Source organism: Arthrobacter sp. MDT2-34-1 (assembly GCF_059091365.1).
The window spans coordinates 309,528-331,589 of the sequence record NZ_JBNHGO010000003.1 but is presented as its reverse complement, the minus strand read 5'-3'; the positions used below and the strand labels follow the sequence as shown (position 1 = coordinate 331,589).

The following is a 22,062-nucleotide window of genomic DNA, read 5'->3' as shown; positions in this document are numbered from 1 at the left end:
CACCAAGGAGACCGCATGAACATCACCCGAGTCCGTACCCTCCGCTCCGGCGTCATGGCATCCGCTGCGTTGCTGGCACTGCTGGCCACGACGGCCTGCGGCGGGCAGTCACTCTCCTCCACCGAGGGCAACGCCGCCGGCAACGAGGACACCTCCTTTAGCGCCGCACCGGCACCCGATGAGGACCTGGCCAAGTCCGTCATCGACGGCATCGCGCCGAACGCCGATTTGGCCGCCGGCTTGCCCGAGTCGATCAAGACCGAGGGCATCAAAATGACCACATCCGAGGGTTACCCGCCCATGGAACTGCTCGCCGAGGACGGCAAGACACTGATCGGGGTGGACCCCTCCCTCGGCCGGGCGATCGCGAACAAGCTCGGCGTCAAAATCACCATCAACAACGAGGACTTCAACGCGCAGATCCCGGGCATCACCACCGGGCGCTACGACATCATCATGTCCTCCATGACCGACAACGAAGAGCGGCGCAAGACCGTCACATTCGTGGACTATGTCCAGGCCGGCAACGGCTGGGTCGTCAAGAAGGGCAATCCCGCCGGCATGGGTGACCCGTCGACGGCCTGTGGCAAGACGGTGGCCGTCGTGGACAACGGCTCCTCGCTCGCCCTCGCGGAGGGCTTTGACAAGGACTGCAAGGCCGCCGGGAAAGACGGACTGGAGATCCTGAAGTTCTCCGGCGACCAGGACGCCATCCTGCAGGTGCGCAACGACCGCGCCGACGCGGGGATCAACGACTACCCCGTCGCCGCCTACCGCGCGCAGACCTCCGAGGGCGTCCTGGAAGCCGTGGCCATCGAAGGCGATGAAAGCGTCTGGGGCATCGCGATGAAGCAGGATAACAAGGAACTGATCGACGCGGTGCAAAAGGCCCTGCAGGAGCTGATCGACGACGGCAGCTATGGGAAGATCCTCGCCGCTTGGAACGTCCAGCAGATGGCGATCGACACTGCCACAATCAACGACGGAAAATAGGGGGCGCAGATGAGCCAAGCGCTCCGACGCAGCAATCGGCCCAGGCAGCTGAGCGGGCCCGACGGCACCGCCGTGACCGTGGTCCCGCTCCGCCACCCCGAGCGGTGGATTCTGGGGGCGCTGGCCGTGGTGGTCTTCGCCTGGCTGGCCTTCACGCTGGCCACCAACCCCAACATCCGCTGGGGCAAGGTCGCCGAGTACCTCTTCTTCCCCAAGATTATCGACGGGATCTGGGTCACCCTGATGATCTCCGTGCTCGCCACGGTGCTCGGGTTGGTCCTCGGCGTCTTGCTGGCGGTCATGAAGCTCTCGCACAACCCAGTGCTGAACTGGCTATCCACGCTGTACATCTGGTTCTTCCGCGGCACCCCCGTGCTGGTGCAGCTGATCTTTTGGTACAACCTGGCCTTCCTGTTCCCGTCGCTGATCATCCAGATCCCGTTCACCAACATCGGCTACATGTGGAACACCAATGACGTGATGACCGGGTTCAACGCGGCGTTGCTCGGGCTAGGGCTGAACCTTGCGGCGTACTTCGCCGAAACGGTGCGCGCCGGCATCCAGGCCGTCGACGCCGGCCAAAGCGAGGCCGCGTATGCGCTCGGCATGACCCCGGGCAAACGGATGCGGAAGATCGTGCTGCCGCAGGCGCTGCGCATCATCATCCCGCCCACCGGCAACGAGTTCATCTCCATGCTTAAGACCACTTCGCTGGTGTACGTCGTCGCGGGCAACGACCTGATGACCAACGCCAGTCAGATCTACAAGCAGAACAACCTGATCATGGAACTGCTGATCGTTGCCTCGCTCTGGTACATGGTCATGACCGCCATCGCAACCTTCTTCCAGTCCAAGCTCGAGGCCCGTTTCGGAGCCGACGCCGTGCGTCTGGTCCGCAGGCCGGGCTTCCTGCTCAAGACCGTTACAGCCAAGAGAACGACGGCGGAACCGCGCGCGGCGGATGATGTCGCCACGGCCGGAAAGGATCTCCCATGACTACCGAACCCAATAGCCTTTCCGCCCCCCCTGCACCTCGCGCCGGCGAATCTGTCTCCGCGTCATCCCCCGCGACGGCCGCCGGCGGTACCGCCTCCACGGCTCGGGCGCACAAGCTGCATGTGGAATCCCACGGCGTCACCAAGTCCTTCGGCGCCCACCAGGTGCTCACCGGCGTGGACTTCACGGTTGCCGCCGGCGAGGTCAGCTGCATCGTCGGGCCCTCCGGCTCGGGCAAGTCCACCTTCCTGCGCTGCCTGAATGCGCTGGAGGCGTACGACGACGGCACGCTGCTGGTCCACGGGCGGCACGTCGGGTACGAGTATCGGAATGGACGCTACTACGAGTGGACCGCCAAGCAGTTCGCCGCGTTCCGCTCGCGCATAGGCATGGTCTTCCAGCGTTTCAACCTCTTCGGACACCTTACTGCCGAGGAAAACGTCGCCTGCGCGCTGACCGAGGTCCGAGGCGTCTCCAAGTCCGCCGCCCGCACCCGGGCACTGCATGAACTGGCGAAGGTGGGCCTGGCCGACCATTCGCAGAAACGCCCGCACCAGCTTTCCGGCGGACAGCAACAGCGCGTGGCGATTGCGCGCGCTCTGGCCATGGACCCCGAAATCATGCTCTTCGACGAACCCACTTCCGCACTGGATCCGGAGTTGGTCGAGGAAGTCCTTGAGGCGATGAAGGCACTCGCCCGTGCAGGCATGACCATGGTGGTAGTCACCCACGAGATGGGCTTCGCACGTGAGGTTGCCGATACCGTTCATTTCTTCGATGCCGGGACCATCGTCGAATCCGGCGCGCCGGCTGATGTGCTCGCCAACCCGCAGATGGAGAGGACGAAGGCGTTCTTGGCGAAGGTGCTGTAGACGCCTGCGGTTGACCGTTGAGTCGCCGTCGCCGCCTAAGACCCGCTGAGGGGGCGACTCCGGTGCGGGTCTTCACAACGGCGCCGCTGACGAGCGCTCAGGCTTTGGCCTGCCGGCTCACCATCTCGTTGATCCAGGCTGGCGCATACGGGGACGTGCAGTTCGGCGGCGTCGGGTAGTCCTTGAGCACCCCGAGGCGTTCGCCGATGTTGATCGCGCGGACGCGGTGCTCGGCGTGCTCGATGCCGATCTGGGCGAGGGTGTGGTTCATGGCCCACTGCAGGCGGTCCGGGGCGTCCTTCATCTCCGCCTCGACGGTGTCCAGCAGTCCCTCGAGGTCCAGGCCCTCGGGCTTTTTCGCCACCCGTTCGGTGGTCAGCGCCCACCCGGCGCTGGCGACGACCGGGTCCGCGTCGCCGGTCCAAGTCACGCGCAGATCCTCGGCGTGCGGGCTCTTCTTGACCACGTAGTTCACCAGCCAGTCGTGCACCTTGGGCGCGCGCGCCTCGCGCAGCATGGCGTCCAGCTCGTCCCGTCCGAAATCCTTCGGCCGGCAGATCAGCAGGGCCAGTAGCCGGGCCGCCGTGTTGTCCGTGGCCCACAGCCCGCGCGCCAAGTCCTGCTGCGTCTTCAAACGCTTGGCGACAGCGCGCAGCTTGCCGAGGTTCACGCCGTGGTCGTCGCCGCGCTTCTCATTCGCCTCGCGCACCTTCGGGTCCTCAAGCGCGGCCAGCTCGGCCATCACCTCGGTTACCGTCGTCTCGGACATCCACCCTCCCGGTTACTCGCGTCTCAGATCCAGCGTACTGGTGTTTGAATCACGGGCGCTCAGGTGGCCCAAGCCCCACGCTCTGGTGTTCCAAGCCTCGCGGGGTTCTGGGGCTTCAGGCCTCGCGGGGCTCTGGTGCTTCAGGCCGCTTTGCCCTGGTGCTTCGAGCCTCGCGGCCCCTGCCATGTCCCAATGCAGAGGCACCGCGCGCCGAAACGGGCCGATATCCGACAGGGCTACGACATTATCGGCCCGTTTCGCCGTTTTCGGCCGCTGTCGACGTTTCCGGCCGCTTTCGGCGTTTCCGGCGGCTGTCGACGACGGACCAGGATTCAGGGCCGCCCCGCGACGGCGCATCCCCACCGTCGTCCTCGACTGCAGCTGGACTGGCGCCCCATTCCCGCCGTCGTGCCACAACGTGCACCGCCGACGGCCACCGGAGCACCTGCCTGACGCGCGATGGCGTATGGTCAGGAGTACGGAGCACGTCTGTGCTCCCGTTAAGGCGCAGCATTCTTCGCTGGCGCCAAGGAGGCACTCATGGCCGACAAATCTCCCCGACAGACCGCTTCGAAGAAATCGGGCAAGTCCATCAAGGAAAAGCGCAGCGACAAGAAGGCCAAGGCCGCCGGCGCCGCAGCCTCGGAGACCCTGACCACTATCAAGAAACGCTGAGGCTTTTGACTCTGCTCTCGCTCGGAGTCCTGGCAACGACGCGAAAGCCCGATGAGCGCAGGCTGGCCCTCCATCCTGCGCACATCGAGCGCCTCGACGCCGACCTTCGCGAGCGGATTATCCTCGAACGGGGCTACGGCGAGCGCTTCGGCATTTCCGACGCGCACCTGGAACAACTGGTGGGACGGATCGCGCCGCGCGAGGAACTCATCGAAGCAGCGGACGTGGTGGTGCTGCCCAAGCCGCAGCCGGAAGACCTTGCCGAACTCCGTGACGGACAAATCCTCTGGGGCTGGCCGCACTGCGTCCAGGACCGTGCCATCACCCAGCTGGCCATCGACAAGCGGCTGACGCTGATCGCCTTCGAAGCCATGAACCATTGGGCCGCGGACGGCAGATTCGCCCTCCACGTCTTCCATAAGAACAACGAGATGGCCGGCTACTGCTCGGTACTGCATGCTCTGGAACTGGCAGGATCCACCGGCGACTACGGCCGCCCGCTCACCGCCGTCGTCATTGGTTTCGGCGCCACGGCCCGAGGCGCGGTCACCGCGCTGAACGCGCACGGCATCCACGACGTGCAGGTCCTGACCAACCGCGCCGCGGCCGCCGTCGGATCCCCGATCCACTCCGCGCGGATCACCCAGTTCGACCAGGACGCCACCGCCCCGCACCTCAGCCACGTCATCACCGACGACGACGGACGGGTGCCACTGGCTCCGTTCCTCGCCGAGCGGGACATCGTGGTCAACTGCACGCTGCAAGATCCCAACAACCCGCTGATCTACCTCGACGAGGCGGATCTGGACGGCTTCCGGCCGGGCAGCCTGATCGTCGATGTCTCCTGCGACGAAGGCATGGGCTTCAGCTGGGCGAAGATGACGACCTTCGCCGAACCCACGTTCGAGGTCGGCAACCACGTGAGCTACTACGCCGTGGACCACACGCCGTCGTACCTGTGGAATTCCGCGACCTGGGAGATCAGCACGGCCCTGATCCCGTTCCTGCGCACCGTGATGGGCGGCCCCGGCAGCTGGCTCGAGGACGAGACGATCAGCCGGGCCATCGAAATCCGCGACGGCGTCATCGCCAACCCGGCGGTTCTCGCCTTCCAGAACCGCTCGGAAGACTACCCTCACCTGCCCGCCTGAATTTCGCGGTACCGATCGCCCCATAGGGACGACGACGGCGCTCACGTGCCGCCGTCGTCTTTCTGGCTCGGAGCCCCTCGCCTGCTCGGCATGTCTCAGCAAATTCACAGCCTGACCGGGCATCGATCCCGGCCGCGCGTGCGTTGTTGAGGAGACATCACCACAGGAGAGCAGGGAATTTTTGCCCACGGAAACCGGACGCGGCCCGCGGCGGAACCCGCGGAGAACCGTCGTTATCCTCGGCATCGACGGAGCCGGGAAGACGACGGCCGCGGCCTCGCTGGTCGAAGTTGAGCGGGCGGCGGGCCGTTACGCGCAGTTAGTGCGCAACCCGGCCGGACGGCGCTGGCTGTCCCGGGCAGCTGCACGCCTCGGCATCGGCATTACTCCGCGCTGGGCCGACCGGTTCGAGTCGATGGTGCGCATTGTGAACGTGCTGGCTGCCCACCTCCGGGCGGCTGCCTTCCGCGGGACCACGGTGATGGACCGGCACCTGCACTGCCAGCAGGTCCTTCGTGACGTGCGTGGCCTGCCGCCGGGAGGCGTCCTGCCCTGGCTGGTCCGAGCCCTGCCTCGACCAGGCGTCGTCGTGCTGCTGGATCTGCCCGCCGAGGCTGCGCACGCCCGGATCATCGCGCGGGGCGAGGATTCCGAGTCGGCGGACTACCTGCGGGCGGCACGCAACGTCTACCTGCGAAGGGCCAAGTCGTTGGACTGGCAGGTCGTCGACGCGGTTGGGTCCCGCAGCGACGTCCTGCGCCGCGTCATGGAGACTGTGTCCCCTCCTGCCAGCTAGCTGGGCCTCCCGGCCCATGCCCTCACTTGCCCGCCTAACGACGACGACAGCGGGCCCTGACTGAGCGGGCGGTCGCCTCGGCGGCACTTACGGCCGGCCGCGGAGCGGGCGGTCCGTCGCCTAGAGGCACTCGCGTCGGAATAAGTTGATGCTTCAATCGATTACACCTAGCAGAGGCCAAGCCTTTTGAAAGTCATCACGCCAACGTAAGGACAGCATGAAGATCGGAATCATCGGGGCCACGGGCAACGCCGGACGCGCCCTCTTCCACGAGTCGGCCAAACGCGGCCACCAGACAACAGCGATCGTCCGGAGCGCCGCAAAGGCCGCGGAGGTCCTGGGCACGGACTCCGAAGTGCTGGAACGCGACGCCTTCTCTCTCGACGCAGAAAACCTCGCAGCCTTCGACGTCGTCGTCAATGCGTTCGGCACGGCTCCGCACGAGGCCTACCGGCACGTTGACCTGGCCCGCTCGCTGGTCGAGCTCGCCGGGGAAACCACACTCCGCCTGGTCTTCATCCTGGGCGCCGGCAGCCTGACCACCGGCGACGACAACCACCTGTTCGTCGAGGACATCCGCAACATCCCCGGTGCCGAGGCCTGGATCTCCATCCCGGAGAACCAGCTGAAGGAACTCGAATACCTGCGCGGCGTCACGGACGTTGACTGGGTCGGGGTGTCCCCCTCGGCGCTGTTCACGCCCGGCGACGCCACCGCCCCGGTGCTGGGCACCGACCGGCTCCTCTATGCCGCCGACGGCGAATCGCACACCACCACCGGCACGATGGCCGTGGCCATCCTGGACGAGATCGAGAAGCCCGCGCACCGGCAGACCCGCTTCACGGTCAGCGACAGCTAAACCTCCCCAGCACAACACGACGGCCGCCGCAACTGGTCCGGCCCGGGCACGCAGACAGCGCGGCGGCCGTCGTTCGCCGTCTCGACAGGCGCCTGTCCACGTGCCCCCGCTAAAAGATCAGCGCCGTTGCCCGCGGTCGGTCCGGCGCGTACCGGTACCGGCCGGTGCTTTCTTCTGCATGGTAAGCAGCCTCGCTAGCGCGTAGCGGTTCACCGTTCCCGCCTTCTGCCCCTGCAGCAGCCAGTGGCCAATGCCGTCGACGCCGGCCTGCACCCCCGTGATGGGGATGCCGGTGGGAGAAATCTGGTGCCCGGGCGTGAACGTGATCGGGCCCGGCGCATTCGGATGGGCAATGACGTGGCAGGCGACCTCGGCCGCAACCCTGGCCGTGCGCGGGTCGGTCTGCACAACGTCCATGTGAATGGTCCGCCGCCTGAACCCGCGCGGATGGACGGAGGCCAGCGTCTCCCGGTCGATCCACTGGTATTGCCCGGGTTTCCAGAATTTGGAGTCGATATAGACCACCCGGTCCCCGTTGATGACGGCGTGGTCGATGTCCGCCACGTGGCTGCCCGGGAACCGCAGCCCGTGGAAGATCCGGGTCCCGGGAATGGCCAGCAGGGTCTCCAGTGCCTGCGCCGTCCACCGCTCGCCCTCCGCGCCCTTGGCGATGTCCTCGCGCCGAAACCGGGACCAGCCGCCCGACAGGGCCGCGCCACCCGCGCCGAACACCAGTTGCCGGGCAACCTTTTTCGGCGCCGCGACGCCCCAGTGCCTGCCAATCGCGCCAAGGCCCAGTAAACAGGCTGCCGTTAGGACGACGGCGACCGGCCACTGAGGGGGAGCATCGCCTAATGCGGCGCTGGCCAGCATCGAGATGAGCACCAATGACTGTCCGAAACTGATCAGTAATAGGACGACGACGACCACAACGCGAAGGCCGTTGTAGCTGCGGCCGATGCGCTCCGCGGGCGCGGGTTGGTTCCGCCACGACAGCTGGCGGATCGAATTCCATGAACGGCGAATACAGGGTTTCGGGTCCAGTCGGCCGGCGGGCGGCCCCCCACTGTTCCGGACGTTCCATGCAACCTCCCCGGATCTATTTCAGCAAGGAGCCCCAGTATGTCCCCCGCCCCGCGCCGGGGGCCAGGGTTCCGGGTCCTGAAGCCGCCGGAGGTGCAAAATCGCTAAACCATGGGGAGTCGTCCCCATTCAGTTCCGCGGCGCCGCATGCAACAGTGTGAGGGAAACGGTTAAGCGGGAGGGCGGCGGGATGGGCAGCTGGCGGATCAATCCGAGGCAGCTCCACATGATTCTGGTGGACGTGGCCGCGGACGGCCAGTCGTTGGACAAGGCGGCAGGCGACACGGCGGCGGCAGGCGACGAGGCGACGTCGTCGTTCGGCAGCGCCACGGAGGTGGCCGACGCGTTCGCGGAGTTCTGGTCGCCGCGGCGGGACGTGGGCCACCGGATTGCAGGCCTCGTGTACAACAAGTCGCGGGTCGTGGCCGAAACCGCGGAGCTGTTCGTCGAGGCGGACGGGCGGATGTCGGGTGCCGCCGCCGCTTTCGCCGAGTCCCTGAATGCCGGCCACTCGGCCGTCCTTACCCCGCGCGGCTTCGGGCGGGTGCCGCAGCCGTGACGGTGCGGCTGGGCAGCGTCCCGGAGATCAACGTCCCCTGGGACCGGCTCGGCGATGCGGTCCGGGAGATGTCCCTGCGCGCCGCGTCTGCGGCAAACTACCTGGTCGATGCCGGTGCCGCTTGGGCCGGGCTGAGCGTCGCCTACCAGCAACCGGACACCGAACTGGAGGTCCACTCCGCCCTGAACGAGCTGGAGGGTCCCTCGCAGGAATGGACTGCGGCGCTGGCCGCCGCCCGGGAAGCCGTCACGGCCTTCGTCGCCTCCGGCCGGGCGCTGCAGGCGGAGGCCGAAGAACTCGCGGCGGCACGCCCCGGCCTGACCAGGGCGCTGAAGGATGCCGGTTCACAGGAGGGGGACGAGGCGGACCAAGCGGAGCAGCGGGCGGAGGCCTTCAACGGACGCGTCCGCTCCCTGCGGGCCGACTGGCAGGCGCTGACCGCGGAAACCGCCGCCGCCCTGCGGTCCATCGGCGGCGGAACCGTCGACTCGCTGCCGCCCACCCCGCTGCTGGCCGCCGGTCCGTCCTCCCCGCCGTGGGCCCACTTCACCAGCGGTCTCGACGAGCGGTTCGGCCCGCTGACGCCGGAGTCGTACCTGCCGTCCTTGGCCGGCCTGACCGACGAGGAACTGCGGGCCTGGGCCGCGGCCAACCCCGAGGGTGCCGCCCTGCTGGCCGCCCACAAACTGCCCGCGTGGCGGATGCCCGGCTCGTCCGAGGCCGTCATGGCGGAGGCGATGGCCGGCGACGCCGCGCTGACCGAGGGCGGGATTGCGGGAATCCGCGAGGCCTGGCTCACCCTGGCGCCGGCCGAACAGGAACGGATGCTGCTGCTCTACCCCGCGGTGTTCGGGAGCCTGAACGGCATCCCCTTCGCCAGCCGGATCCGGGCCAACACCATCACCGCCGCCGGCTACCGCGAAACCGTGGTGTCCCGGCAGGCACAGCTGGGCCCACAGCCCGACCTCAGCGACTACCTCGCGGCCGCGGGGAATCAGCAGGGCCACCCGCGGATGGTCTACCAGCGGGCCTACCGGCAGTACACCGCCGACCTCGAGACCTGGCAGGCCGAACACGACCGGCTGGCAACGCTGAGGACGGGACTGGACTACGCCGTCGGCCATCAATCCCAAGTGGTCCTGGTCAGCCTGGACGGCGACGGCAGGATCGTCACCATGAACGGCACCCTGACGCCGGACACCAGGACGGTGGCCGCCCTGGTCCCGGGCACCGGCGCCGACCTGGGTCAGCTGGAGGCCTACTCGGCCCGGCTCGACGCGGTGAACGGCGAACCGCCCGCCGGCACGGTCTCCTTCTACTGGCAGGGCACCGACTTGCCGGATGAGGTCCCCGACAACATCACCACCTCGTTCAACGAGCGGGGCGGGCCCCTGCTGGCCGCCTTCGACCACGCCCTCGACCTCGAGACCCGGCCCGACGCCCGCACCACGTACATCGGCTACAGCGCCGGCGGCTCGCTGCTGGGCACCGCCGAACGCGAGGGCCTGGATTCCACCAACATCGTCTACGTCGCACCGGCCGGCACCGGACACAACGTGGGCAGCCCCGCGGACACCGCTAACCCCGATGCCCACCGCTACTGGCTGCAGACCCGCGACGACCCCATCAGCGCGGCCCAGCTCCTCGGCGGCGGCTACCACGGAGCGTCGTTCTGGCGCGGCGGCAGCCCCACCGTCATGGACCCGGTCCGGCTCGAGACCGGCTTCCTGAGACCGGAGGACCCGGACTCGCTGATGAACGGGCACACCGACTACTTCTGGCCGGGCTCCACCTCGGCCACCAACATCCAGGGCGTCGTCGAAGGCACCAGCGTCAGCACGTTTGTCGAGGACCGAATCCAGCAAACCTACTCCCCCTACGGCCCGCTGATCACCAGCCCGCTCGAGCAGGATCCCGAGGACTACGCATATGGCAACCTTGAAACCGTGACGGTCGAAAGTCTGGAGAAATGAACATGCGGGCTCGCTCCCCTTGGCACCGCCCGGCCCGGCCGCGCGGCGAAGAACGACGGCGGCGACCCGGTTCCGCCGCCGCCCTCACCGCGACTGCCACCCTTTCCGCCGTCATTTTAGGAGGCTGCGCCATGCCGCAGGAGAACCAGTCGCAGGAGATACAACCGACGTCGCAGGACTACGGCCGCCAGCTCGAGCAGCTGCTCCCCCAGGCGATCGCCGAGGCGTCCACCGCCGCCGACCTGAAGGTCAGCCTGCTGCGCGAACAAACCTGCCTGCGACCCGAGGACGAACAACCGCAGACCCAGACCGCCTGGATCGCCCGGGCCACCGGCAAGGTAGCGGACGCGGACCAGGCCAACGCAGCCCTCGACGCCGCCGCCGGCTACCTGACCGCGCATGGCTGGGAGCAAAAGAACGAGGCCACTGCCGAAACCGGCGACGTCCGCACGCTCTACTTCCGCAACGGCGACCTCGGCGCCACCGCCGCGCACCACGTGGCCGGCGGTGTGGGCGCCGTCGTCCTCTCCTTCACCAGCCCCTGCCTGGAGCACCCCGAGGACCACCGGATGATCCGCTCGGAGCAGGATCCGGAGTTCGGGATGAACAGCCAGTTTTACGACGACGGCGCCTGAAGCATCCCCTTCTGGTGGCGCCCCACTGACCTCCCGTAAACAGAACACGCGGGGCAATCGACGTGAACCTCGCCACTTCATGAGGTGATCCTCCTCACTTAGTTCATGTGCTATACGCGCGCAGGCTGGTCACTTCCTGCTCTTGCTAGCGTCGAAAGTTGCCCTCACCCGGCCAAGACAACAGCGAGACCGCGACCAGCACTCCTACGATGCGAGGTACGAGACCGATATGAGTACGCCGCCCGAAACTGACGAGCCTAAGCTCAACGGCGAAGACAGTAACCGCCCGGCGCCGGTGCCCGGAGCCGCCCCACCGGAGTCCCCCGCCGGCAGCGACGCCGCCGAACCGCGGACTCGGGTCAACTGGACCGTCTTCATCGGTTCCGCGGCGGGCGTCCTCGGCATCGCGCTGTGGGCCATCCTGGACCGCGAATCGGCAGACGCGGTGATTGGCACCGCCGTCGCGTGGGTGGGCGAGACCTTCGGCTGGTGGTACTCACTGATCGTCGTCGCCGTCCTGGCGTTCGTCCTCTTCGTGGCCGTCTCCCGGGTGGGCAAGACCCGGTTGGGGCCCGACCATTCGCGCCCGACCTTCAACCTCTTCACGTGGACCGCGATGCTCTTCGCCGCGGGCATCGGTATCGACCTGATGTTCTTCTCGGTCGCGGAGCCGGTCACTCAGTACCTGGCACCGCCCACGGGCGACGGCTCCACGGTCGAGGCCGCCCGGCAGGCCGTGGTCTGGACCTTGTTCCACTACGGCATCCTCGGCTGGGGCCTCTACGCCCTGATGGGACTGGCGCTGGGCTACTTCGCCTTCCGGCACAACCTGCCGCTCAGCATCCGCTCGGCGCTCTACCCGATCCTCGGCAAGCGGATCCACGGGCCGGTGGGCCACGCCGTCGATATTGCCGCCATGCTCGGCACCATCTTCGGCATTGCCACCAGCCTGGGCATCGGCGTCGCGCAGCTCAACTACGGCCTGAGCTTCCAGTTCGGCATCCCGGAGAACACGGTGGTGCAGATCGCCCTCATCGCCGTCGCGGTACTGATGGCGACCATCTCCGTGCTGACCGGGATCGAAAAGGGCATCCGCCGGCTGTCCGAACTCAACGTCATCCTGGCGATCGCCCTGATGGTCTTTATCCTGATCACCGGCTCCACCCGGTTCCTGCTGGACGGAATCGTGACCAACATCGGCGACACGCTCTCCCGCTTTCCGTCGATGGCACTGGACACCTTCGCCTACGACCGGCCCGACGCCTGGCTGAACGGCTGGACGCTGTTCTTCTGGGCCTGGTGGATCGCCTGGGCGCCCTTCGTGGGCCTGTTCCTCGCGCGCATCTCGCGCGGACGCACGCTGCGCGAGTTCGTCGTCGGGGTGCTGGTGGTGCCGTTCGCGTTCATCCTGCTGTGGATCTCCATCTTCGGCAACAGCGCCCTCGAGATCGTGATGGGCGGCAACGCCGCGTTCGGCGAGGTGGCCATGAGCCAGCCGGAACGGGCCTTCTACGGGCTGCTGGAGCAGTACCCCATGGCGCCGCTCAGCGCCGCGATCGCCACCTTCACCGGCCTGCTGTTCTACGTCACCAGCGCCGACTCGGGTGCCCTGGTGATGAGCAACTTCACCTCCTACCTCAAGGACGCCGATTCCGACGGCCCCAAGTGGCTGCGCGTCTTCTGGTCCGTCGCCACCGGCCTGCTGACCCTGGCCATGCTGCTGGTGGGCGGGGTGCCCACGCTGCAGAGCGCCACCGTCATCATGGGCCTGCCGTTCTCGGTGGTGCTGGTCTTCATCATGCTCGGCCTCTACAAGGCGCTGCGGCTGGAAACGGCCCTCGCGGACAGCTACCAGGCCGGCCTGCACTCCGTGCTGAACTCCCGCACCAACGTGCCGCACGGGGCGGACGGACGCCGTGGCTGGCGCCAGCGCCTGGCCCGGGCCATGAACTACCCGGGCCGTCGGCAGGCCCAGCGCTTCGTGGCCGAGGTCGCCATGCCCGCGCTCAATGACGTCCGCACCGACCTCGCCGCCCGCGGGCTGGAGGCCACGCTGAAGACCAGCACCGTCGATGCCTTCGGGATCGACACCGCGGACCTTTGCGTGGAGCTCGACGGCGAACGCACCTTCAAGTACCAGATCTATCCGGTGCAGAACGACGTCCCGTCCTATGCGCGCTCCTCCGCCGCCGGCGGCAAGTACTACCGCATCGAGGTGTTCTCGCTCGAGGGCAGCCACGGCTACGACCTCATGGGGTACAGCAAGGACGAGGTCATCGCCGACGTGCTGGACCACTACGAGGTGCACCTCGAGTTCCTGCACCAGCACCGCGCGACGCTGCCCTACAGCACCGCCGCCGAAAACGTCCCGCCCAAGGCGGACTGGGAAACCGATTACGACACCGTCGACGAACCCGTCGCCGCCGTCCCAGAACCCGTCGCCGCACTTTCAAAGGAGACACCATGACCACCACCGCCTCCACCCTGTTCATCAACGGCGCTTGGGAGCCGGCCGCCGACGGCGCGGTGCGCGAGATCCGCAATCCGGCCGACGGCCGGGTTGTTGCCACCGTGTCCGAGGCCGGCCGTGCCGACACCGAGCGGGCCATCGCCGCGGCCCGCGCCGCCTTCGACTCCGGCGTGTGGGCGGCCGTGCCGGCGCCCGAGCGTGGCGACTTCCTGCTCAAGGTCGCCGCAGGCCTGCGGGAGCGCCGCGAGGAGTTCGCCCGCGCCGAGTCTCTGGACACCGGCAAGCGGATCGTTGAAAGCCGCATGGACATGGACGACATCGCCGCCTCCTTCGAGTACTTCGGCAAGATCGCCTCGCAGGAGGCGGGCCGCGTGGTCGATGCCGGGGACCCCGCCGTCGTCAGCCGGATTGTCTACGAGCCGGTGGGCGTCTGCGGCATGATCACGCCCTGGAACTACCCGCTGCTGCAGGCCGCGTGGAAGATCGCGCCCGCGCTGGCCGCCGGCTGCACCTTCGTGCTCAAGCCCGCCGAGCTCACCCCGTCCACGGCCATCCTGACCATGAAACTGCTCAAGGACCTGGGCCTGCCCGACGGCGTCGCGAACCTGGTCACCGGCCCCGGCGCGGAGGCGGGCGCACCGCTCTCCGAACACCCCGACGTCGACCTCGTCTCCTTCACCGGCGGCCTGGTGACCGGCAAGGTCGTCGCGGCGGCCGCCGCCGGCACCGTGAAGAAGGTGGCACTGGAACTCGGCGGCAAGAACCCGAACGTGGTGTTCGCCGACGCCGACTTCGACGCCGCCGTCGACAACGCCCTGAACGCGGCCTTCGTCCACTCCGGGCAGGTCTGCTCCGCGGGCGCGCGCCTGCTGGTCGAAGAGTCGATCGCGGAGCGCTTCGTCGACGAGCTCGTCCGCCGCGCCGAGGGCATCCGCCTGGGCGGCCCGTTCGACGAGGCCGCGGAAACTGGGCCGCTGATTTCGGCGGCACACCGGGAGAAGGTGGACGCCTACGTGAAGCGCGGCGTGGAAGAGGGCGCGCGGCTGCGCTGCGGCGGCGCCGCCCCCGAGAGCCCCGAGTACGACGACGGGTTCTACTACCTGCCCACCGTCCTGGACCGCGTGGAGCGGGGGATGTCCGTGGTCGTGGACGAAGCCTTCGGCCCGGTGGTGACCGTGGAGACGTTCCGCGACGAGGATGAGGCAGTGGCCACCGCCAACGACACGATCTACGGCCTGGCCGGAGCCGTCTGGACCCAGGACGCCGGCAAGGCCCAGCGCGTTGCCGGCCGGCTGCGTCACGGCACTATCTGGATCAACGACTTCCACCCCTACCTCCCGCAGGCCGAGTGGGGCGGCTTCGGCCAGTCCGGCGTCGGCCGCGAGCTCGGCCCCACCGGTTTGGCCGAGTACCAGGAAGCCAAGCACATCTACCAGAACACCAGCCCGCAGGTGACCGGCTGGTTCGCTGACCACGGCAAGGAGAACTGATGCACATCGACAACGTCGAGAACCTCGTCGACCGGGAATTCGACTACATCGTCGTCGGCGGTGGATCCGCCGGCGCCGCCGCCGCCGCACGCCTGAGCGAACACCCTGCGGTGTCCGTGGCGCTGGTCGAGGCCGGCCCGGACGACCGGGGCGTGCCCGAGGTCCTGCAGCTGGACCGGTGGATGGAGCTGCTCGAGTCCGGCTACGACTGGGACTACCCGATCGAGCCGCAGGAGAACGGCAACTCCTTCATGCGCCACTCGCGCGCGAAGGTCATGGGCGGCTGCTCGAGCCACAACTCCTGCATCGCCTTCTGGGCCCCGCGCGAGGACCTGGACGAGTGGGAGTCCAAGCACGGCGTCACCGGCTGGAACGCCGACGCCGCCTGGCCGCTGTACAAGCGGCTGGAGACCAACGAGGACGCCGGCCCGGACGCCCCGCACCACGGCGACTCCGGCCCGGTGCACGTCATGAATGTCCCGCCGGCCGACCCGACCGGCGTCGCGCTGCTGGATGCCTGCGAACAGGCCGGCATCCCGCGCGCCAAGTTTAACGACGGCACCACCGTGGTCAACGGCGCCAACTTCTTCCAGATCAACCGCCGGGCCGACGGCACCCGCTCCTCCAGCTCGGTGTCCTACATCCACCCGATCATCGAGCGGGAAAACTTCACCCTGCTGACCGGGCTGCGCGCCCGCCGGCTGGTGATCGACGCGGACAAGCGCTGCTCCGGCGTCGAGATCGTGGACAATGCCTTCGGCCGCACGCACACGCTGTCCGCGCGGCGCGAGGTAGTGCTGTCCACCGGCGCCATCGATTCGCCGAAGCTGCTGATGCTCTCCGGCATCGGGCCGGCCGCCCACCTCGCGGAGCACGGCATCGAGGTCCTGGTCGACTCCCCCGGCGTCGGCGAACACCTGCAGGACCACCCCGAGGGCGTGGTCCAGTTCGAGGCGAAGCAGCCGATGGTCACCGAATCCACCCAGTGGTGGGAGATCGGCATCTTCACGCCCACCGAGGAGGGCCTGGACCGCCCCGACCTGATGATGCACTACGGCTCCGTCCCGTTCGACATGAACACCCTGCGGCACGGCTACCCCACCACGGAGAACGGCTTCAGCCTCACCCCGAACGTCACGCACGCCCGCTCCCGCGGCACCGTCCGGCTGCGCAGCCGCGACTTCCGCGACAAGCCGATGGTCGACCCCCGGTACTTCACCGACCCCGAGGGCCACGACATGCGCGTGATGGTCGCCGGCATCCGCAAGGCCCGCGAGATCGCCGCGCAGCCGGCCATGGCCCCGTGGGCCGGCCGCGAGCTCTCGCCGGGCATCGAGGCGCAGACGGACGAGGAGCTGCAGGACTACATCCGCAAGACGCACAACACCGTCTACCACCCGGTCGGCACCGTCCGCATGGGCCCGGTGGACGACGTCATGTCGCCGCTGGACCCCGAGCTGCGGGTCAAGGGCGTCACCGGCCTGCGCGTGGCTGACGCATCGGTCATGCCCGAGCACGTGACGGTCAACCCCAACCTGACCGTGATGATGATCGGCGAACGCTGCGCCGACCTCATCCGCGGCAGCTTGGCCGCGGAAACAACGACGGCGGCGGCCGGCACCGGCGCGGTGCACGCCTGATCGGTGCAGTGAGGGCGGCGGAAGCAAACCTGCTTCCGCCGCCCTCTGCTTAAAGCAAAGTCTCAACTGCTACTTCTGAGGATCATGCTGGTGTCCGACGGAACAAGTCCTTTAGAGTGCTCTTGCTACCCGCTATGAGGCGAGAGGAACTCGAGCCGATTTCCGTTGTTGTCCAACAGGTAAAACCGGCGCATTCCCGGGAAGTTGTCATCCCACTCGGGAGCATGCCCATGAGCTTCTAATCGCCGGGCCAGCGCATCTATATCCCGGACGAGGATGCCGGGATGAGCCTTCCGCTGAGGACGGAAATTCTCCTCGACTCCTAGATGAATCTCTAAGTTATCGGCGCGCACCCACAGCCCACCACGGGCAGCCAATACCGGCGGCTTTTGAACCTCCGTGAGCCCCAGGACTTCGACGTAAAACTCTCGGCAGTTATCCTCACCACCCGGCGGCATTGCGAGCTGAACGTGGTGCAACCCGAAACCAAAGTCGGTGGCTCGAGGTTTTGCCTCGTATGGTTCAGTGACCATGCCCCCTCTTTCCCGCAGTACGTGTCGTCCCATTGAACTTACCGCGGTCGGAGGAACCGTCCACCAGGAACACACCAGAATATCTACGGCATGCACCACCGAACGGCGGGAGGTTTACTTGAGGAACTTGGACATCCGCCGGTCCGCCAGCAGCTTCCCGCCGGTCTGGCAGCTGGGACAGTACTGCAGCGAGGAATCCGCGAAGGACACTTCCCGGACCGTGTCCCCGCACACCGGGCAGGGCTCGCCGGTGCGGGCGTGCACGCGCATGGCCTTGCGCTTGGAATCCTTCAGCTTGCTGGCCGGACGGCCGGAGGCGTGGGCGATGGCCGACTCGAGCACCTGGTGCATCGCCCAAAACAGGCGCTCCACGTCCTCTGCATCCAGCTTCGAGGCGTTGGCGAACGGGGAGAGCTTCGCCGCGTGCAGGATCTCGTCGCTGTAGGCGTTCCCGATGCCCGCGATCGCCGACTGGTCCCGCAGCAGGCCCTTAATCTGTCCCGAGTGGGAGGCGAGCATCTCCGCGAACGCCGCGTGGTCGACGTCGAGCGCGTCGGGTCCCAGGCGGGCGATGCCCGGCACCTCCATCGGGTCCTTGACCACGTAGGCGGCCAGTGATTTCTTGGTGCCGGCTTCGGTCAGGTCGAACCCGGGCTGACCGGCGCCGTCGGCCGCGACGAACCGCACGCGCAGCGCAATGGGACCCTTGCCGGGCCGCAGGGGTTCGGGCTTCAGGGCATCCGACCAGCGGAGCCAACCGGCCTTGGCCAGGTGCATCACCAGGTGCGTCTGCCCGGCGGTGATGACGATGAACTTGCCGCGTCGCGAGACCGCGGACACCGGCTCGGCTCCCATCGTCTCCGGCGGCACGTCCGCCGTTTTCAACACGGAGAAGGACAGCACCTCCACCTTTGCCACCTGGGCCGGCGGGGCGTCGGGCGGGATGAGCTTAAGCCGCAGGAAGTCGACGAGTCCCTGCACTTCCGGCATCTCGGGCATGCCCTAACGATAACGGAAGCTTGCTCCTATGACCGGGCGGGTTGCACCGGGCCGCGACGGCGTCCGGGTCGGGGCGCCGGCTTCCTGCGCGAGCCGCGCCCAGACGGTCGGTTACCATCTGTGTAACGCTCGCTGTGGTGTAACGGGCGTTGTGTGTTGGGAGGTGCCGGACCATGGGCAGAAACACGGTGGGTCGTCGAGCCGGCTCCGGCCTTGGCGTGGCGCTGGCCGGAATGCTGTTGATCGCGGCCACGTATGGCATGGCCCGGTTCGGGGTCGGCCTCTTCGCCCCGCTCTTGGCCGAACAGCGGCCGGAACTTACCGAGGTGCTGGGATGGGCTGCGGCTGCACAGTTCACCTCCTATTCGATAGCCGCCGTGGCGGCCGCCCGCTTCGTCGACCGCGCTCCTCGGGCCGGACTTCTTCTCGCCGGAGGCACTGCCGCGGTCGGTTGCTTGGGGGTGGCTGTCGCCTCAGCTCCGGGCATGTTCGTGGCGGCTGTATTCGTCGGCGGCATGGGCGGGGGCTTCGCCTCGCCCGCATTGGTGCCGGTTATCGACGCGCTCGTTGCACGCCGCACCAGTGCGACAGCACAGTCCCTGGTGAACTCGGGAACGGCGGTCGGCGTGGTGGGAGCCGGCATTGTCGCCTCATTGGCCGCTTCGATTGCCGGGGCATGGGTGCTCATGGCGCTGGTCTGCGCGGCGGCGGCGGTCGCGGTGTGGTATCCCGTCCGGGCTCGTGCTGATCCGGGTACCTCTGGCCTCCCAGCCGCTGCAGCGGCTTCGAGCCCCGAACGTCGCCATGGACCGGGGCACGTTCTCCTCGTCCCGGCCGGGGCCGCGGTCATTGCAGGAGCCGGCTCGGCCTTGATCTGGACGTTTGGACCGTTGCTGGTTACGGAAGCCGGTTCCGTTGCTGCCGCTCAGGCCGGATGGCTGTGGATCGCCTTGGGCCTGGGCGGGGTCCTCGGCGTACTCACGGGAGCCTTGGCCAGGCGCATGGGCATGCGGGCCGCATGGTGCTTTTCTGCCAGCGTCCTGGCCGTCGCCAGCTTAGGAGTCTCAATATCGGTAGCCTCCGGCAGCACTTGGGTCGCTTATGCCGGCATGGCCGTTTTCGGTGCCGGCTACATGAGCCTGTCCGGCGTGCTCATTCTCTGGGCGCGCAGCGTTTGGCCTCAGAGTGCCGGCGCAGGGACTTCGTGGCTCTTCATCGCACTGGCCGTCGGACAGGCGCTGGGGTCCGCCGGCTTTGGAGTGGCTTACGGGACCTTGCCGCCCGTTGTGCTGGCCGCCCTGGCCGCGGGCCTCCTAGTCCTCGGCGGCATCACGGGACTTGTCCGGATGCGCCAGCCGCAAGTCCTGTGACCCGGAGCGCGCCGGGTCAACCAACTGTTGGTCAGTCGGCGAGCTCAACAACCTCGAACTCGAGCAGCTCCGACCCACTGGCCACGGGGGTCTTCGAGCTGTGATCGCGTGGCGCACGGTTGTCGCGCCAGTTCTCGAAGTCCTCACGCGTAGCCCACTGGGTATACACGAAGTAGCGGTCTTCGCCTGCGACCGGACGCAGCAGCTGGAAGCCCTCGAACCCCGGAGCGGAGTCGACGGCGTGCTTGCGTGCGGCGAAGCGCGCCTCCAATTCGGTGCCCGAGCCCTCGGGGACCTTGAGCGCGTTAATGACGACGACGGACACGATGCTGCTCCTTTCGGGTCCGAACCGCCCGGACCATCCTGGGTCCACGCTATCGCGTCCGGGACGTCGCGTTGCCGCTCGCCTGCATATGACCGCTGCTGACGGCGGGCGCAGGCTTTCCGAGAAACCCGGCGACTGTTGGATTTAGTGATTCGCTGCACATAGGCTGCGTCCAAGGGCACGACGTCGGGCCGGCGGGGCCGGTCACGGTACCGACCGCCGGGTTCGCGAGGTTGGAGGAGCAGGAGTGACGGGCAAGAGGAAGACGGTCCTCGAGGCGACGCTGGAGATGTTCCGCGCCCACGGGCTGACCACGATTTTCGGCAATCCCGGGTCGAACGAGCTCCCGTTCCTCGCCGGCCTGGGCGGAGACTTCGACTTCGTTCTCGGATTGCACGAGCAGGTGGTCGTGGGCATGGCCGAGGGCTACGCCCGTGCCACGGGCCGGCCCGCGCTGGTGAACCTGCATGCCGCCTCCGGATCGGGCAACGCCATGGGCGCCCTGACCAACGCCCACTACGGGCACATCCCGATGGTCATCCTCGCCGGCCAGCAGGTCCGCCGCACCGTCGGCCAGGAAGTGATGCTCGCCAGCGCCGACGCCGCTGCCCTGCCGGCCCCGCTGGTCAAGTACTCGCACGAGCCGCTGGCCGCCGCCGACGTGCCGCGCGCCCTGTCCCAGGCCGTATTCGAAACCTGCACCCAGCCCCGCGGACCGGTCTACGTCTCGGTCCCCCTCGATGACTGGGCCGAGTCCGCCCTCGACGACGACGCCCTACTCACCGACCGCTCGGTCACCACGGCCGGCGGCCTCACCGAGGACCTGGCCCGGGAAGTGATCGCGGCGATCGACGGCGCGAAAAGGCTTGCATTCGTCGTCGGCCCGCAGGTGGACGCCGCCGCGGTCGAGGACCCGGCCGTGTTCGACGCCGTCGTGTCGCTGGCGGAGAAAACCGGCGCCTCGGTCTACGTCGCGCCCTCCCCCTCCCGGGGTCCGTTCCCGACCACCCACCCGAACTTCGAGGGCGTGATCGTCCCGGGCATACAGTCGGTGCGCGACCGCTTGGCTGGCCACGACGTCGTGCTGGTCCTCGGCGCCGCCGTTTTCCGCTACCACCGCTGGGAGCCGAGCAACTACCTCGAGACCGGCACCCGCGTCATCCAACTGACCCAGGACCCGCGCGAGGCGACCCGGGCGCCGTTCGGCCGGTCCGTCGTCGCCGACGTGGCAGGCGCGGCCAAGGCGCTGGCCGCCGGGGTGAGGGACCGGGGCCATCGGCGCGGTGAGCCGGGCACCCGGGAGCTGCCGGCGGCCAAGACCTCGCCGGACGGCATGACCGGCAGCGAAATCCTCGAAGTCCTCAACACCCACGTCAACGATACCGTCGCCTACGTTAACGAGACCACCACCCTGGACCTGGACTACCTGGAACGCATCGCCATCGACCGCCCGGGCATGTACCACTTTCCGGCGTCGGGCGGGCTGGGCTTCGGCCTGCCCGCAGCCGTGGGCATGTCCCTGGGCGCCCCGGAGAAGACCATCGTCGCGACCGTGGGCGACGGCTCCGCCAACTACGGCATCACCGCCCTCTACACCGCGGCCCGGCGGCAGACGCGCACCGTGTTCGTCATCGTGAACAACTCCGGCTACGGCGCCCTCGCCGGCTTTGCCCAGCGCATGGGCGTGCCCGACGTCCCCGGACTCAAGCTCGACGGCATCGATTTCGTCTCCATCGCCGAGGGCTACGGTGTCCCCGCCGAACGCACCAACACCCGCGAAGAATTCGAAGCCGCCTACCAAAAAGCACTCGCCGCCAACGGCCCGATCCTCATCGACGCGCACGTGGCCGCCGGCTGAATCACCGTCGGCCGGG

At 68.0% G+C, this 22,062-nt stretch carries 20 protein-coding genes; 15 read left to right on the top strand and 5 right to left on the bottom strand.

Annotated features, from left to right (window positions below):
* Positions 1-15 precede the first annotated feature (15 nt).
* From AC5RVV_RS14855 to AC5RVV_RS14845, 3 genes are read left to right on the top strand one after another with little or no spacing between them, the layout of a single operon-like run.
* Positions 16-993: an ABC transporter substrate-binding protein gene (locus AC5RVV_RS14855; RefSeq protein ID WP_494002161.1), complete on the top strand. Its 978-nt coding sequence runs from the start codon at positions 16-18 to the stop codon at positions 991-993.
* A 9-nt stretch (positions 994-1,002) separates the two neighbouring features.
* Entirely contained in the window at positions 1,003-1,989 is a 987-nt protein-coding gene (locus AC5RVV_RS14850; RefSeq protein WP_494002160.1) for an amino acid ABC transporter permease, read from the top strand.
* On the top strand, positions 1,986-2,861 hold the full coding sequence (locus AC5RVV_RS14845) for an amino acid ABC transporter ATP-binding protein (protein WP_494002159.1): 876 nt from the start codon (positions 1,986-1,988) through the stop codon (positions 2,859-2,861). The genes AC5RVV_RS14850 and AC5RVV_RS14845 overlap by 4 nt, the downstream gene beginning before the upstream one ends.
* Positions 2,862-2,958: 97 nt before the next feature.
* Here AC5RVV_RS14845 and AC5RVV_RS14840 read toward each other — a convergent pair whose 3' ends face one another.
* The gene (locus AC5RVV_RS14840) at positions 2,959-3,630 is read right to left on the bottom strand and encodes a DNA alkylation repair protein (RefSeq protein WP_494002158.1); all 672 of its coding nucleotides are present in this window, start codon (positions 3,628-3,630) and stop codon (positions 2,959-2,961) included.
* A gap of 540 nt (positions 3,631-4,170) precedes the next feature.
* On the opposite strand from AC5RVV_RS14840, the gene AC5RVV_RS14835 reads away from it, so the two are divergent.
* From AC5RVV_RS14835 to AC5RVV_RS14820, 4 genes are all read left to right on the top strand, one after another.
* Positions 4,171-4,305 carry a hypothetical protein gene (locus AC5RVV_RS14835; RefSeq protein WP_494002157.1) on the top strand — a complete coding sequence of 45 codons (135 nt, stop codon included), beginning with the start codon at positions 4,171-4,173 and terminating at the stop codon, positions 4,303-4,305.
* 5 nt (positions 4,306-4,310) lie between these two features.
* Positions 4,311-5,456, top strand: a complete 1,146-nt coding sequence (locus tag AC5RVV_RS14830; RefSeq protein ID WP_494002156.1) for a N(5)-(carboxyethyl)ornithine synthase — start codon at positions 4,311-4,313, stop codon at positions 5,454-5,456.
* 181 nt (positions 5,457-5,637) lie between these two features.
* Positions 5,638-6,252: a dTMP kinase gene (locus AC5RVV_RS14825; protein WP_494002155.1), complete on the top strand. Its 615-nt coding sequence runs from the start codon at positions 5,638-5,640 to the stop codon at positions 6,250-6,252.
* A 217-nt stretch (positions 6,253-6,469) separates the two neighbouring features.
* The gene (locus AC5RVV_RS14820; RefSeq protein WP_494002154.1) at positions 6,470-7,111 is read left to right on the top strand and encodes an NAD(P)-dependent oxidoreductase; all 642 of its coding nucleotides are present in this window, start codon (positions 6,470-6,472) and stop codon (positions 7,109-7,111) included.
* A gap of 117 nt (positions 7,112-7,228) precedes the next feature.
* Here AC5RVV_RS14820 and AC5RVV_RS14815 read toward each other — a convergent pair whose 3' ends face one another.
* Positions 7,229-8,041 (bottom strand): nuclease-related domain-containing protein, encoded by an 813-nt coding sequence (locus AC5RVV_RS14815; RefSeq protein WP_494002153.1) that lies wholly within the window; start codon positions 8,039-8,041, stop codon positions 7,229-7,231.
* A 310-nt stretch (positions 8,042-8,351) separates the two neighbouring features.
* Between AC5RVV_RS14815 and AC5RVV_RS14810 the strand changes: the two genes are divergently transcribed.
* From AC5RVV_RS14810 to AC5RVV_RS14785, 6 genes are all read left to right on the top strand, one after another.
* The gene (locus tag AC5RVV_RS14810; RefSeq protein ID WP_494002152.1) at positions 8,352-8,753 is read left to right on the top strand and encodes a hypothetical protein; all 402 of its coding nucleotides are present in this window, start codon (positions 8,352-8,354) and stop codon (positions 8,751-8,753) included.
* Entirely contained in the window at positions 8,750-10,726 is a 1,977-nt protein-coding gene (locus tag AC5RVV_RS14805) for an alpha/beta hydrolase (protein ID WP_494002151.1), read from the top strand. The genes AC5RVV_RS14810 and AC5RVV_RS14805 overlap by 4 nt, the downstream gene beginning before the upstream one ends.
* Before the next feature lie 131 nt (positions 10,727-10,857).
* A complete protein-coding gene (locus tag AC5RVV_RS14800) occupies positions 10,858-11,361 on the top strand; it encodes a hypothetical protein (protein WP_494002150.1) in 504 nt (167 codons plus the stop codon).
* A 229-nt stretch (positions 11,362-11,590) separates the two neighbouring features.
* Positions 11,591-13,828 (top strand): choline BCCT transporter BetT, encoded by a 2,238-nt coding sequence (betT, locus tag AC5RVV_RS14795; protein ID WP_494002149.1) that lies wholly within the window; start codon positions 11,591-11,593, stop codon positions 13,826-13,828.
* Positions 13,825-15,321, top strand: coding sequence for an aldehyde dehydrogenase family protein (locus AC5RVV_RS14790; RefSeq protein ID WP_494002148.1), 1,497 nt, complete (start codon positions 13,825-13,827; stop codon positions 15,319-15,321). The genes betT and AC5RVV_RS14790 overlap by 4 nt, the downstream gene beginning before the upstream one ends.
* Positions 15,321-16,961, top strand: coding sequence for a GMC family oxidoreductase (locus AC5RVV_RS14785; RefSeq protein WP_494002147.1), 1,641 nt, complete (start codon positions 15,321-15,323; stop codon positions 16,959-16,961). Before AC5RVV_RS14790 ends, AC5RVV_RS14785 begins: the two co-directional genes overlap by 1 nt.
* Positions 16,962-17,086: 125 nt before the next feature.
* On the opposite strand, the gene AC5RVV_RS14780 is transcribed toward AC5RVV_RS14785, so the two are convergent.
* Together AC5RVV_RS14780 and AC5RVV_RS14775 are read right to left on the bottom strand one after the other, a co-directional pair.
* On the bottom strand, positions 17,087-17,494 hold the full coding sequence (locus AC5RVV_RS14780; protein ID WP_494002146.1) for a VOC family protein: 408 nt from the start codon (positions 17,492-17,494) through the stop codon (positions 17,087-17,089).
* 114 nt (positions 17,495-17,608) lie between these two features.
* The gene (locus tag AC5RVV_RS14775; RefSeq protein WP_494002145.1) at positions 17,609-18,493 is read right to left on the bottom strand and encodes a DNA-formamidopyrimidine glycosylase family protein; all 885 of its coding nucleotides are present in this window, start codon (positions 18,491-18,493) and stop codon (positions 17,609-17,611) included.
* Positions 18,494-18,666: 173 nt separating this feature from the next.
* Between AC5RVV_RS14775 and AC5RVV_RS14770 the strand changes: the two genes are divergently transcribed.
* Positions 18,667-19,863 carry an MFS transporter gene (locus AC5RVV_RS14770; protein WP_494002144.1) on the top strand — a complete coding sequence of 399 codons (1,197 nt, stop codon included), beginning with the start codon at positions 18,667-18,669 and terminating at the stop codon, positions 19,861-19,863.
* Between the two features lie 31 nt (positions 19,864-19,894).
* Here AC5RVV_RS14770 and AC5RVV_RS14765 read toward each other — a convergent pair whose 3' ends face one another.
* On the bottom strand, positions 19,895-20,188 hold the full coding sequence (locus AC5RVV_RS14765) for an antibiotic biosynthesis monooxygenase family protein (RefSeq protein WP_494002345.1): 294 nt from the start codon (positions 20,186-20,188) through the stop codon (positions 19,895-19,897).
* 247 nt (positions 20,189-20,435) lie between these two features.
* Here AC5RVV_RS14765 and mdlC point away from each other — a divergent pair, with 247 nt between their 5' ends.
* On the top strand, positions 20,436-22,046 hold the full coding sequence (gene mdlC, locus AC5RVV_RS14760; protein ID WP_494002143.1) for a benzoylformate decarboxylase: 1,611 nt from the start codon (positions 20,436-20,438) through the stop codon (positions 22,044-22,046).
* Positions 22,047-22,062: the final 16 nt, after the last annotated feature.

What these genes read in the sequence shown, in the direction of transcription:
- AC5RVV_RS14785 (WP_494002147.1), top strand. Translation starts at nt 15,321, where the DNA reads ATGCACATCGACAACGTCGAGAACCTCGTCGACCGGGAATTCGACTAC.
- AC5RVV_RS14770 (WP_494002144.1), top strand. Translation starts at nt 18,667, where the DNA reads ATGGGCAGAAACACGGTGGGTCGTCGAGCCGGCTCCGGCCTTGGCGTG.
- AC5RVV_RS14840 (WP_494002158.1), bottom strand. Translation starts at nt 3,630, where the DNA reads ATGTCCGAGACGACGGTAACCGAGGTGATGGCCGAGCTGGCCGCGCTT.
- AC5RVV_RS14855 (WP_494002161.1), top strand. Translation starts at nt 16, where the DNA reads ATGAACATCACCCGAGTCCGTACCCTCCGCTCCGGCGTCATGGCATCC.
- AC5RVV_RS14820 (WP_494002154.1), top strand. Translation starts at nt 6,470, where the DNA reads ATGAAGATCGGAATCATCGGGGCCACGGGCAACGCCGGACGCGCCCTC.
- AC5RVV_RS14845 (WP_494002159.1), top strand. Translation starts at nt 1,986, where the DNA reads ATGACTACCGAACCCAATAGCCTTTCCGCCCCCCCTGCACCTCGCGCC.
- AC5RVV_RS14790 (WP_494002148.1), top strand. Translation starts at nt 13,825, where the DNA reads ATGACCACCACCGCCTCCACCCTGTTCATCAACGGCGCTTGGGAGCCG.
- AC5RVV_RS14775 (WP_494002145.1), bottom strand. Translation starts at nt 18,493, where the DNA reads ATGCCCGAGATGCCGGAAGTGCAGGGACTCGTCGACTTCCTGCGGCTT.
- AC5RVV_RS14800 (WP_494002150.1), top strand. Translation starts at nt 10,858, where the DNA reads ATGCCGCAGGAGAACCAGTCGCAGGAGATACAACCGACGTCGCAGGAC.
- betT (WP_494002149.1), top strand. Translation starts at nt 11,591, where the DNA reads ATGAGTACGCCGCCCGAAACTGACGAGCCTAAGCTCAACGGCGAAGAC.
- AC5RVV_RS14780 (WP_494002146.1), bottom strand. Translation starts at nt 17,494, where the DNA reads ATGGTCACTGAACCATACGAGGCAAAACCTCGAGCCACCGACTTTGGT.
- AC5RVV_RS14835 (WP_494002157.1), top strand. Translation starts at nt 4,171, where the DNA reads ATGGCCGACAAATCTCCCCGACAGACCGCTTCGAAGAAATCGGGCAAG.
- AC5RVV_RS14850 (WP_494002160.1), top strand. Translation starts at nt 1,003, where the DNA reads ATGAGCCAAGCGCTCCGACGCAGCAATCGGCCCAGGCAGCTGAGCGGG.